This is a genomic window from Comamonas sp. FUJ_7 (assembly GCF_057369555.1).
This window is the reverse complement of record NZ_JBXXZI010000002.1, coordinates 141,241-153,583: the sequence shown is the minus strand read 5'-3', so window position 1 is coordinate 153,583 and position 12,343 is coordinate 141,241. Positions and strand designations below refer to the sequence as shown.

Below are 12,343 nucleotides of genomic sequence, written 5' to 3'. Positions count from 1 at the left end.
TTTATCAATATTTCAATTCAGTACGGGCGAGTAGTGAGAAATGCGACAGGGACCTCGATCCTTGCAATACCCATCCAGATAGCGAAAGCGCAGCTTGACCTTGCTACCGGGCTTGGGCCACTGGCGTCGTGGCAGCTCGCTTTGATAGTCCTGTGTCTCGGGCCGGAAGCTCAGTGCCGTTCCGGGCTGTGGGCATTCGGCCTGAGCCTGCGCTCGGGTCTCCAGCACACGTACCTGCAGTTCGCGGCGACTGCTTTGCTTGTCCCGCACTTCCACCTCCAGATCACAGATCTGCCACTGCGCAGCCCGCACGGGCAAGGCCGCGCATATCAACAAGGCAGCCAACATCAGCGCCCTGTGCACAGGCATGAGCGGTCCCAAGACGTTCATGGCCTGTCTTGCATGGGTCAAGAGAGACATGTGCAAATCGTTCATTCCTGTCCCTTCCATTCAGAGGTCTGCAAGATTACTTTTCAATGGGTGAGGCCGCTCGGCTTGGCGAGCTTCAAAGGAATCGCGCCCGCATTGAATTGCATCTCGGAAGTCCAGACCGAATCGTCCCAGAGCCAGGGGCTGCTGGCCTGCTCCAGACTCAGCACATGCACGCCGCTCAAATCCTTGACGCGTTCCTTGAGCCAGTCGATCTGATCGCTGCGCACAAATACCAGACACGCGATTTCCCAGTCTGGCGCGGTAACACCCAGGCCATGCAGTTGTGACAGCAGCGGTGCCACCCACTTCTCCAGCCGCTCATTGAGGCGGTTGACCTGCGCCAGCGGATAGCCGGAAGCCGACACCTCCACCACATAGACTTGCTTGCGCGCTGGTCGCAGCGCCACAAAGGCCGGGCATTGCCAGCCGTCAGCCACTTCGTATTTGGGGGCTACAAAGGTTTCCCCGTTGGCCGTGAGCAGCTGCATCACGGCTTCGTCATGTCGATCCATGCTGTATCTCTCCAGCGCCTCAAAAAGTTTGCGCAGGCTCACACCTTAGCGCAGCTCAGACTTCGCCCAAGCAAATGCCAATGTCTCGCGCCATGCTCAGCAACGGGCTGTCCAGAGGCACCGTTCGCTGCGTGTTCGCCACATCGGCAATCGCCACGCTGCCGATACGCCCGTCTTGCAGTGTGACCATATGCCCCAGCTGCCCGCTCAGCACCAGCTGTGCCGCATGGTGGCCAAACTGGGTGGCCAGAACCCGGTCATAGGGAGTCGGGTCGCCGCCGCGCTGCACATGGCCCAGTACCGTGGTGCGCACTTCGCTCTTGAGATGAGGCTGCAGGCGCTCTCGCAGCACATGACCCACGCCACCAAGACGCACAGGGTCGGGGCTGTGCTCTATGCGCTCACGTACCGTCAGGCTCTGACCGCTTTCCTTGGCCCCTTCGCCGATGCAGATGATGGTGTAGCGCTGGCGCTCTTCACGATCCTTGCAGACTTTGATAATGGACTGCAGGTCGTAATCGATTTCGGGCAGCAGGATGATGTCGGCCGCACCGGCAATGCCGGACTCCAGCGCCAGCCATCCCGCGTGTCGGCCCATGGTTTCGACAATCATCACGCGGTGGTGACTCATGGCCGTGCTCTCGATGCGGCGCAGGCTTTCCGTCACCGTGGCCACCGCCGTATCAAAACCAAAGCTGCGCTCGCAGCTGGCAATGTCGTTATCAATGGTCTTGGGTACACCCACGCACTGCAGCCCCACTTGCGCCAGGCCATGGGCCAGGCTCATCGTGCCGTCGCCGCCGATGGCGACCACCACATCCAGGCCCAGCTGCTGCACATTGCGCCCCACCTGCTCCAGCGTGGCCGCATCACGCAGCGGATTGGCACTGTTGCTGGTGCCCAGAATCGTGCCGCCAATATGCAAGATGCCGCTGACCTCGTCCCAGCTCAGGCTTTTGACGCGCGGCTGCGCGCCCATCAAGCCCTCAAAGCCATCGGCAATGCCCAGTACCTCGCACTGACCATGATTGATCAAAGACTTGGTGACTGCACGGATCACCGCATTCAGACCTGGGCAGTCACCACCACCCGTCAACACACCCACACGCATGGAATATCTCTCCTTGTTCTTATTGATCTATATGGCCGCTCTCAGGGCAGCTGATCCAGAGCCTGCAGGTAAGCTGGCTGCAGCATCAAGTCATCCCAAGCCTGTGGCTCGGTATCGGGCAGCAGCGAGACGCGGCGCGATTCGCTGTCTTCGTCAGGAGTCCAGCGACCGTCGCGCAGTGCAGCATCCATGCCGTCCAGCAGCTCATCCACATGCTCGCCCAACCCCAGACTCTGGTTGCACAGCAGCACCATGTCGCAGCCTGCATTCAAGGCGGACAAAGCGGCTTCGGTATAGCTGATGAGCTGACCATTGATACGGCGTGCGCCTTCCATGCTCAGGTCATCGCTGAAGATGGCACCGTCATAGCGCAGGCGGCTGCGCAAAATGTCCTTGAGCCACTTTTCGCTAAAGCCTGCGGGGCGCTTGTCCACCTTGGGGTAGATCACATGGGCGGGCATGACAGCGGTAAGCACGCTGCTGAGCCAAGGGTACGGCGCAGCATCTTCATCCAGGATGGCGCTCAGGCTGCGCTTGTCGACGGGAATGTCCACGTGCGAATCAGCCTTCACAAAACCGTGGCCGGGGAAATGCTTGCCGCAGTTGCCCATGCCCGCCTGCAGCAGACCGTGCATCAGACTCTTGGCCAGTGCTGCCACCACGCGCGGGTCGCGGTGAAAGCTGCGATCGCCGATAACGGACGACTCGCCATAGTCCAGGTCCAGCACAGGCGTAAAGCTGAAATCCACGCCGCAGGCGCGCAGCTCGGTGCCCAGCACATAGCCCGCAGCCGTGGCCGCATTCATGGCGCGCATGGCGCCGCTGCCTTCGCGGTGCTTTTTGCCCTTGCCGTCATCCATCCACATCTCGCCAAAGGCGCGCATGGGCGGGATATGGGTGAATCCATCGGTACGAAAGCGCTGCACGCGTCCGCCTTCGTGGTCCACGCAAATCAGCAGATCAGGTTTGACGGCCTTGATGTCCGCGCACAGCTGCACCAGAGCGCTGCGGTCTTCCCAGTTGCGCTTGAACAGAATGATGCCGCCCACCAGCGGGTGGGCCAGACGCTGGCGGTCCACATCGGTCAGTGATGTGCCTGCAATATCAATGATGAGAGGGGCGTGCATGCTCATGATTTATCAATTTTTATAGCTGCTAGCGCTTATCCATCAAGCGCTAGAGGCCAATTTCATTCTTTTCTTTCGACTACGCAGAAGCTGGCTGCGTAATCGGATTCGTCGGTGACAGAAAGGTGCGCGGTCAGATTATTTTTCTCAAACCATTCCTTGAGTTCGCCATGCAGACGAATTGCAGGCTGGCCGCTAGGCAGTTTGATGACTTCGCAGTGCCGCCAGGTCATAGGCATGACCATGCCCATACCAACGGCTTTGCTGAACGCTTCCTTGGCCGAAAAGCGCGTGGCCAGATAGCGAATGCCGCGCTCGGGCCAACGCGCGCTGCGGGCCTTCCAGGTGGCGATTTCGCCTTCGGCCAGCACCTTGAGGGCAAAGCGCTCGCCATGCTTTTCCAGACTGGCGCGAATGCGGCGCACATCGCAGATGTCGGTGCCAATGCCGTAGATCATGCGGGGCTCCTTTGGAGTCAATCTTGAGTCAAATCAGGCTCTAGCGCTTGCCAGTCAAGCGCTGGCAGCTATGGTTTCAGGATTGCTTGAGGGCCATTCCGGCATCAATGCAAGCCTGGTAGGCCTTCACGGTTTCGGCATAGCCCAGCTCCAGCGCATCAGCGATCAGCGCGTGGCCGATGGAGACTTCGGCCAGACCGGGCACACGGGCCACAAAAGCGGCCAGGTTGTCGCGGTTCAGGTCATGGCCTGCGTTGATGCCCAAACCTGCATCCAGCGCGGCTTGCGCGGCTGCGGCATAGGTTTGCAGCTGCTGCTCTTGATCGGCCTTGCCCCAGTTGGCGGCAAAAGGCTCGGTGTACAGCTCCACGCGGTCCGCGCCAACGGCCTTGGCGGCTGCCATCTGCTCAGGGATAGGGTCCATGAACAGGCTCACGCGCACGCCCAGTTGCTTGCATTCGTCAATCAGCGGCTTGAGGCGCTCGGCATCCTGCGGGAAGGTCCAACCATGGTCGCTGGTGAACTGGTCTTCGCTGTCGGGCACAAACGTGGCCTGATGCGGGCGCGTCTGGCGGATGAAGTCCATCAGATTCTGCGTAGGGTTGCCTTCGATATTGAACTCGGCCTGGAGCCAGTTCTGCATCAGCGCATGCAGCTCGAACACATCCTGGGCGCGGATATGGCGCTCGTCGGGGCGGGGATGAATGGTGATGCCTTGCGCCCCGGCTTCCAGACAGATCTGCGCGGCGCGTGTCACCGAAGGAATTCCCAGGTGACGGGTATTGCGCAGCAGCGCCACCTTGTTGACATTGACCGAGAGCGCGGTGCGCGGGGAGGCAGAGGTGTTCATAGCGATTGCAGATCCATCATCAGCTGGCGGGTGCGCAGCATGGTTGAGCCGCAATGGTATTGCAGAAGATGGCGCAATTGCGGCTTCAGGGCCTGGGCCACTTCGGGCTCGGCCAGAGCATTCAGAGTACGGGGGAAGGGCTGATCTGTTTGCAAAGCCTGCTCTATGGTTCGCCATTGCAGACTCGTAAGCGCTGCACGCTCATGCACTGCCGCCTGACGCAAGCCGCCATCGGCCACCAGCGTATAGCGCTGCCCCATGTCCAATGGGCTCAGCGTAGCGCTTTCCTGCGTCAGGTCAGGCAGATGCCCCAGCTCACGCAGCAGCACCAGCTCAAAGGCACGCAGCACTGGCTCGATCGCATCGTTGGTGTTGCCATGCTGGCCCGCCAGCACGCGCACCACACCCGCATAGATATCGAACAGGGCCGCATAGGGATCGTCGCGCGCCAGCAGACGCAGCAACAGCTCGTTCAGATACATGCCCGACCACAAAGCCTCGCCTTGCGGCATGACATGTCCACCTGCCCACTCCGCCCCCTTGAGCGTGTGAATCTCCGCATTGCCTTCTGCACCCAGGGTGTAACTAAGCTTGAGCGGCTGCAGCGCCAACAGTACCGGGCGAAAGTTGGAGGTGTGGCGTTTGACGCCCTTGGCCGCCAGCGCCACCCGCCCGCGATGGCGTGTGAACACCTCCAGAATCAGACTGGATTCGCTCCAGTCGTACTGGTGCAGGATGTATGCGGGTTCGTCGCTGACGCGTTTGGCTGCCACAGGGAGTCACATAAAAGAAAAGGCCTCAGCAGAGGCCTTGGTGCAGAAATGATAGCTTGCAGCCTGTATCTGATACTGGCTGCAAGGAGATCATTCGTAACCGAACGATTTGACACGGGCCTCGTCGTCGGCCCAGCCGGACTTGACCTTGACCCAGACCTCCAGAAACACCTTGGCGTCCAGAATCTTTTCCAGCTCCTGACGGGCTTCTGTGGAGATGCGCTTGAGGCGCTCGCCCCCCTGCCCAATCACCATGGCCTTGTGACCGTCGCGCTCGACCACGATGGTGGCGGCAATGCGCATGAAGCGGCCAAACTTGGGGCTTGGCTCTTCCTCGAACTTGTCAATGACCACGGTGGAGGTGTAGGGCAGCTCGTCACCCGTGAAGCGGAACAGCTTTTCGCGCAGCGTCTCGGAAGCCAGAAACTTCTCGCTGCGATCCGTCAGTTCATCTTCGCCGTAGAACCAGGGCTGCTGAGGCAGATACTTGGAACAGATGCCGAACATGCGTTCGATATCCTTTTTGTTCTTGGCCGACATGGGCACGAACTCGGCAAAAGGATGGCGCTCTTGCATGTCACGCAGCCAGGGCGCAATTTCATGGCGACGCCCCACCGTGTCCAGCTTGTTGGCAATCAGCAGCGTAGGGATTCCGGGCTTGAACAGGCTCAGCACCTTGGCATCGGCCAGAGTGAAGCTGCCCGCTTCCACCACAAACAAAATCAGGTCCACATCCCCGATAGCACCCATCACGGTCTTGTTGAGCGATTTGTTCAGCGCCGTGGAGTGCTTGGTCTGGAAGCCGGGCGTGTCCACAAACACGAACTGAGTCTCGTCCTTGGTGCGAATGCCGGTGATACGGTGGCGCGTGGTCTGGGCCTTGCGCGATGTGATGGAGATCTTCTGTCCCACCAGCGCATTCATCAGCGTGGACTTGCCCACGTTGGGCTTGCCAACGATGGCAATCAGACCGCAGCGCTGCTCTTCAGGCGCATAGACGCGAGCAGGCGCCTCCTCTTCCTGATCTCGGATGGCTGTGGGGGCGCTGCCGGGCTTGGCTGCAGCCAGCATGGCGCTGATGTAGTCCAGACCGGGGTCTGTAATATCTGTTGTAGCAGCTTGAGGGCCTTTTCGGCCCTTGGCGCTTGCTGCACCTGCGGTGCCTGCTATTTTTTTCTTAGCAGCATCGGTCATGGTTTTTTGGCTTTCAATTTTTCCAGTACGGCAGCGGCTGCCGCCTGTTCGCCGATGCGACGGGATGCTCCCGCGCCTTGGGCAGTGATGTTCCATTCGGCAACCGTGCACTCGACCTTGAAGGTCTGCTTGTGCGCAGCGCCCGTGATCTCGACTACATGGTATTGGGGCAGCTTCATGCGCTTGCCCTGCAACAATTCCTGCAGTGCGGTTTTTGGGTCTTTGTCGGCCGCACGCATGTGAGGGTTGATGTCCACGCCTTCGAAAAGGTGGTGAACCACTGCCTCGCCTGCCGCAAATCCGGCATCCAGATAGACGGCACCGATCAGCGCTTCCACGGCATCGGCCAGGATGGATGCGCGTTGCTTGCCACCGGACTTGGACTCTCCCTCCCCCAGGCGGAGCAGCTCGGGCAACTGCAGCTTCAATGCAATCTTGTGCAGAGTGCCTTCTTTGACGAGATTGGCCCGAACACGCGAGAGATCGCCTTCGGGCATGGAAGCCAGCTTGGCATAGAGCAAGCTGGAAATCGCCAGACTCAGGACCGAGTCGCCCAGAAACTCCAGGCGCTCGTTGTTGTCAGCCGAGAAGCTGCGGTGCGTGAGGGCACGTTGCAGCAAAGCCGGGTTGGCAAATTGATGTTGCAGCCTTTGCTGCAGTGCAACTAGAGCAGGTTCCACCTGAAAGGTCTATTTCTTGAAACGATAAACAAGGTAGGCCGGACCTACCAGATGAATTTCACGAGAGTATTCAAAGCCGACGACGATCTTGTCGTTGACCTTGGTCACATCCAAGTCACTGCCGGAAACGGACTTGAAGTCATCAATGGCGGCTGAACGATCAAAGCTGGCCTTGACTTCAGCCACGGTGTTGCCTTCAGCGGCCGCCTTGTTGGCGGCCTTGGTGATGGCTTGATACTCCAGGAAGACGGGCACCGATTGTGCGCCAATTACCGCAGCAGACACAATGATGGCTACGAGAAACACCAGACCAATGAAGGACAGGCCACGCTGACGCGAACGTAATGCCAGATTTTTCATGTTTTTCTCCTCTCAAGGCGGACATCTCTCAATGCCCGCTCACCCCAGAAAAATACCGAAAGACTTTCGAACTTAGTTAAAGCGGCCAATACGGCTCAAATCACCAAAGTTCATCCAGACAAAGAAGGCCTTGCCCACAATGTTCTTGTCCGGCACAAAACCCCAGTAGCGCGAATCCAGCGAATTGTCGCGGTTGTCGCCCATCATGAAGTAATGGCCTTCCGGCACCTTGCAGGTAACGCCTTCGACGCTATAGCGGCAGTTTTCCTTGAACTCGAAGCTTGTTGCACCTTGGATGAAAGCCGGCACGTCGTTGTTGACGATGGCTCGGTGCGGTTTTTCACCCAGCGACTCTTCGATCTGCTTGAAGTAGCGCATCACGTCACGATCCAGAAAGTCCGGTAGTTCGCGCGTAGGCAGCTCTTGACCATTGATGGTCAGTCGCTTGTTGATATAAGCCACTTCGTCACCGGGCACACCCACCACACGCTTGATGTAGTCCAGCGTGGGCTGAGGTGGGTAGCGAAACACCATCACATCGCCGCGCTGGGGCTTGTTGCCTTCGGTGATCTTCTTGTTGATCACGGGCAGGCGCACCCCGTAGGTGAACTTGTTCACGAGGATCAGATCGCCCACCATCAGCGTCGGAATCATGGAGCCCGACGGAATCTTGAAGGGCTCGAACAGGAACGAGCGCAGCACGAACACAATCGCAATTACCGGGAACAGCCCTGCTGTCCAGTCCAGCCACCAGGGCTGCATGAGAATGCGGTCCTTAGCGTCTTCCGAGACCTCAATATCCGTCTTGGCGATGCCCATACGATCCAGCTCGGCACGACGCTCGACAGCCGCCTGCTCCAGTGCAACCGCTGCGGCACGACGCTTGGGCCAGAAATAAAAGCGCTCGGCCAGCCAGTACACACCCGTCACCACCGTTGCCAGAAACAGCAGCAACGCAAAGTTGCCTTCGATGGAACCTGTGTACCAAGCTGCGATGTAGCCTACAAAGGCCGCCAGGATAGCGGCCGTGATCCACTGCATGACTTGCATCAGTCCTCCACTTGCAGAATGGCCAGGAAGGCTTCCTGAGGCACTTCCACCGAGCCGATCTGCTTCATACGCTTCTTGCCGGCCTTCTGCTTTTCCAGCAGCTTGCGCTTACGCGACACATCGCCGCCATAGCACTTGGCCAGCACGTTCTTGCGCATGGCCTTGACGGTTTCTCGGGCAATGATGTTGGCGCCAATGGCTGCCTGAATCGCTACATCGAACATCTGGCGGCTGATGATTTCACGCATCTTGGCGACCACGGCACGACCACGGTAGGTGGCTTGCGTACGGTGAACGATGATGGAAAGAGCATCAACCTTCTCGCCGTTGAGCAAAATATCCACCTTCACCACATCCGACGGGCGGTACTCCAGGAACTCATAGTCCATGGAGGCATAGCCGCGCGAGACCGACTTGAGCTTGTCAAAGAAGTCCAGCACGATTTCACCCAGCGGCATCTCGTAAGTCAGCATGACCTGACGCCCGTGGTATTGCATGTTCATCTGAATACCGCGCTTCTGGTTGGCCAGTGTCATCACTGGACCCACATAGTCCTGCGGCATATACAGATGCACGGTCACGATAGGTTCGCGGATCTCCTGAATGCGTCCCACATCGGGCATCTTGGAGGGGTTCTCCACATCGATCAGCTCGCCATCACCCTTGACCACCTGGTAGACCACGCTCGGGGCCGTAGTGATCAGGTCCTGATCGAATTCACGCTCCAGTCGTTCCTGCACGATTTCCATGTGCAGCAGTCCCAGGAAACCGCAGCGGAAGCCAAAGCCCAGAGCCTGAGAGACTTCGGGCTCGAACTGCAGCGCAGCATCATTGAGCTGCAGCTTTTCCAGCGCATCGCGCAGCTGATCGTATTCCGAGGCTTCGGTCGGATACAGGCCCGCAAACACCTGGGGTTTGACTTCCTTGAAGCCTGGCAGTGCTTCGCTGGCGGGGCCAAGGTTGTTGGGCAACTTCTTTTCCAGCGTGATGGTGTCACCCACCTTGGCGGCCTTGAGCTCCTTGATGCCGGCAATGATGTAACCCACCTCGCCCGCCTTTAGCACATCACGCGGCTGGTTGGCAGGGGTAAACACGCCAATATTGTTGGCCTCGTAAGCGGCACCAGTAGCCATCATCTTGAAGCGCTCATTCTTCTTGAGCTCGCCATCCACCACACGCACCAGCATCACGACACCTACATAGGGGTCGAACCAGCTGTCCACGATCATGGCGCGCAGCGGGCCGTCAGGGTTGCCCTCAGGTGGCGGCACCTTGCGCACAATGGCTTCCAGAATATCGTCAATGCCCATGCCGGTCTTGGCCGAACAAGGAATGGCGTCACTGGCATCAATGCCGATCACGTCTTCAATCTCTGCCTTGGCATTCTCAGGATCGGCCTGTGGCAGGTCCATCTTGTTCAGCACGGCGAACACTTCCACGCCAAGGTCCAGCGCGGTGTAGCAGTTCGCCACGGTCTGGGCTTCCACGCCTTGGGAGGCGTCGACCACCAGCAGGCCTCCCTCACAGGCTGACAGCGAGCGCGAGACTTCATAGGAGAAATCCACGTGACCGGGGGTGTCGATCAGATTCAGGTTGTATACCTTGCCATCCTGAGCCTTGTACTGCAGTGCAGCCGTCTGTGCCTTGATGGTGATACCACGCTCTTTCTCGATGTCCATCGAGTCCAGCACCTGGGATTCCATATCGCGTTCGGCGAGGCCGCCGCAGCGCTGGATCAGGCGGTCTGCCAGCGTGGACTTGCCATGGTCAATGTGCGCAATGATGGAGAAATTACGGATGTGATTCATCAACGAGAAAAACAGCTTGGAATTAAAAAAGAGTGGTCTGCAGCAGCAAGAAAAAAGGGCGCGTCCCTCAGCGGCGCGCCCTTAACCAACAATCTCTGGCAACTGCGATAGTTGGGACTTCATTGTAGGCAAAACTGGCCTCAAACCAAGACCCAGCAAGGCTTGACAAGTTCCGGTTTGTGATTTCATTTTCATGTATCAACAAATTATTCACAATCACGAAACCTGCATTTAGCCGTCAGCAGCCGGAAATTGCAAAGGCTTTTGCACCGCTTGAAAACTGCTTTTATGCGCAGATTTTTTGCGTCCAACCACCATGCATTTGCACGGGATTCTACCCAATGGCATAGGGACACTGTCGGGTACAGGTCTTGAAGACATTCCAGATCATGAAATGACCGCAAGACCTGTTGGTTTTCGTCACATTTATTTGGAAGGGCGAATCAGCACATATTGCGCCCAGTCACCACGGCGTACCAATACATTGACAGGCTTGGATTTGTCCGCTCTGGCCCAAGCGGCTTCAAAGCTCTTGAGATCCAAAACTTCTGCATTCGCCAATTGCAAGATGACATCGCCTTCGCGCAAGCCTGCGCGTGCTGCAGCATCCACTGCCGCCGACACTCGCACTCCGCCCTTGATCTCGAGGTCCTTTTTCTGTGCAGCCGTCAGCTCACTCAAAGTCAGGCCTAGCGCCTTGTTCTCAAGCATGCCAGAGGATGGAGCCTTGCCACCACTACCTGCCTTGGCCTTGCCCCCATCATCGGCAGGCACCTCGGCAATCACCATGCTCAATTCTTTGAGCTTGCCCCGACGCAGCACGGTGATAGCGCTCTTAGTGCCGGGCTTGGTATTACCTACCAGGCGCGGCAAATCAGAGACTTTCTCAATGGATTTACCATCGAACTTGGTAATGACGTCACCCGGCTCCACACCAGCCTTGGCTGCGGGAGAATCAGGCTCAACCGCCGATACCAGCGCTCCTTCTGCCTTGCCCAGGCCAATGGACTCAGCCACATCCTTGGTCACAGGACCAATCTGCACACCAATGCGGCCACGAGTGACCTTCCCGGAAGCCCGCAATTGATCGCTGACGCGAATCGCTTCATCCACAGGAATCGCAAAGCTGATGCCCATGAAGCCACCCGAGCGCGAATAAATCTGGCTGTTGATGCCCACCACCTCGCCGCGCATATTGATCAGCGGACCGCCCGAGTTACCAGGATTGATAGCCACGTCGGTCTGGATAAAAGGCAGGTAGTCGCCCGTGTCACGCTGCTTGGCAGAAACAATGCCTGCCGTCACGGAATTTTCAAGCCCAAAAGGTGAGCCAATGGCCATGACCCATTCACCCACACGCAGCTTGCTCACATCGCCAATCTTGACGGCGGGTAGGTTCTTGGCATCAATCTTGACAACGGCCACGTCGGTGCGCTTATCAGCACCGACTATTTTGGCCTTGAACTCACGCTTGTCGGTCAAGGTCACAATGACTTCATCTGCACCATCCACCACATGGGCGTTGGTCATTACATAGCCATCTGCAGTGAGAATAAAGCCCGACCCGACACCCCGCGGCTGTTCCTCCTCGGCACGTCCTCCTTTCGGAGAGCGTTGGCGCGGCACATTGGGCACAGGCAGACCAAAACGACGGAAGAACTCCAGCATGTCTTCATCCATGCCCAAAGCCTCAACGCCGTTATTCGAAACTTTCTCCAGTGTGCGAATGTTCACCACAGATGGCCCCACCTGGTCGACCAGATCCGTGAAATCTGGCAAGCCACGCGCCACAGCTGCGCTTTGTGCGTGTGCAACAGAAGTTGACAGCAAGCCGCCTCCAGCCAAGGAGGCCGCCATCATGGCGCTGACCAGGGCCGTCGCAGAAACACGGGATTTGAGTGTCATCCAGGCGGGTGTGCGCATCTTTGTTATTCCTTGTTCGAATCGTCTGACAGAGCGGGGCATACAGTAACCCCAATGAAAGATTG

The 12,343-nt window shown here is 58.1% G+C and carries 13 protein-coding genes; all 13 read right to left on the bottom strand.

The annotated features are described in order from the left end of the window. Positions 1-12: 12 nt before the first annotated feature. The 13 genes from AC2I9W_RS04425 to AC2I9W_RS04365 all read right to left on the bottom strand — a co-directional run bounded on the left by AC2I9W_RS04425 (position 13) and on the right by AC2I9W_RS04365 (position 12,278). Entirely contained in the window at positions 13-435 is a 423-nt protein-coding gene (locus tag AC2I9W_RS04425) for a hypothetical protein (protein ID WP_486408829.1), read from the bottom strand. Positions 436-473: 38 nt separating this feature from the next. Then, positions 474-944: a hypothetical protein gene (locus tag AC2I9W_RS04420; protein ID WP_486408828.1), complete on the bottom strand. Its 471-nt coding sequence runs from the start codon at positions 942-944 to the stop codon at positions 474-476. A 55-nt stretch (positions 945-999) separates the two neighbouring features. After that, positions 1,000-2,055 (bottom strand): 6-phosphofructokinase, encoded by a 1,056-nt coding sequence (locus AC2I9W_RS04415; RefSeq protein ID WP_486408827.1) that lies wholly within the window; start codon positions 2,053-2,055, stop codon positions 1,000-1,002. 41 nt (positions 2,056-2,096) lie between these two features. Then, positions 2,097-3,188 carry a beta-N-acetylhexosaminidase gene (nagZ, locus tag AC2I9W_RS04410; RefSeq protein ID WP_486408826.1) on the bottom strand — a complete coding sequence of 364 codons (1,092 nt, stop codon included), beginning with the start codon at positions 3,186-3,188 and terminating at the stop codon, positions 2,097-2,099. A 56-nt stretch (positions 3,189-3,244) separates the two neighbouring features. After that, positions 3,245-3,640 carry a holo-ACP synthase gene (acpS, locus tag AC2I9W_RS04405; RefSeq protein WP_486408825.1) on the bottom strand — a complete coding sequence of 132 codons (396 nt, stop codon included), beginning with the start codon at positions 3,638-3,640 and terminating at the stop codon, positions 3,245-3,247. Positions 3,641-3,716: 76 nt separating this feature from the next. Further along, complete coding sequence (locus tag AC2I9W_RS04400; RefSeq protein ID WP_486408824.1) at positions 3,717-4,490, bottom strand: pyridoxine 5'-phosphate synthase; 774 nt, start codon at positions 4,488-4,490, stop codon at positions 3,717-3,719. Continuing rightward, positions 4,487-5,263 (bottom strand): DNA repair protein RecO, encoded by a 777-nt coding sequence (gene recO / locus AC2I9W_RS04395; protein ID WP_486408823.1) that lies wholly within the window; start codon positions 5,261-5,263, stop codon positions 4,487-4,489. The genes AC2I9W_RS04400 and recO overlap by 4 nt, the downstream gene beginning before the upstream one ends. Positions 5,264-5,353: 90 nt before the next feature. Then, positions 5,354-6,457: a GTPase Era gene (gene era / locus AC2I9W_RS04390; protein ID WP_158390097.1), complete on the bottom strand. Its 1,104-nt coding sequence runs from the start codon at positions 6,455-6,457 to the stop codon at positions 5,354-5,356. Further along, a complete protein-coding gene (rnc, locus tag AC2I9W_RS04385) occupies positions 6,454-7,137 on the bottom strand; it encodes a ribonuclease III (RefSeq protein ID WP_486408822.1) in 684 nt (227 codons plus the stop codon). Before rnc ends, era begins: the two co-directional genes overlap by 4 nt. 9 nt (positions 7,138-7,146) lie before the next feature. Then, entirely contained in the window at positions 7,147-7,497 is a 351-nt protein-coding gene (locus AC2I9W_RS04380) for a DUF4845 domain-containing protein (protein WP_486408821.1), read from the bottom strand. Between the two features lie 72 nt (positions 7,498-7,569). Continuing rightward, the gene (gene lepB, locus AC2I9W_RS04375; protein WP_486408820.1) at positions 7,570-8,547 is read right to left on the bottom strand and encodes a signal peptidase I; all 978 of its coding nucleotides are present in this window, start codon (positions 8,545-8,547) and stop codon (positions 7,570-7,572) included. Next, complete coding sequence (gene lepA, locus AC2I9W_RS04370) at positions 8,547-10,355, bottom strand: translation elongation factor 4 (protein WP_486408819.1); 1,809 nt, start codon at positions 10,353-10,355, stop codon at positions 8,547-8,549. The genes lepB and lepA overlap by 1 nt, the downstream gene beginning before the upstream one ends. 426 nt (positions 10,356-10,781) lie before the next feature. Further along, complete coding sequence (locus AC2I9W_RS04365; RefSeq protein WP_486408818.1) at positions 10,782-12,278, bottom strand: DegQ family serine endoprotease; 1,497 nt, start codon at positions 12,276-12,278, stop codon at positions 10,782-10,784. Positions 12,279-12,343: the final 65 nt, after the last annotated feature.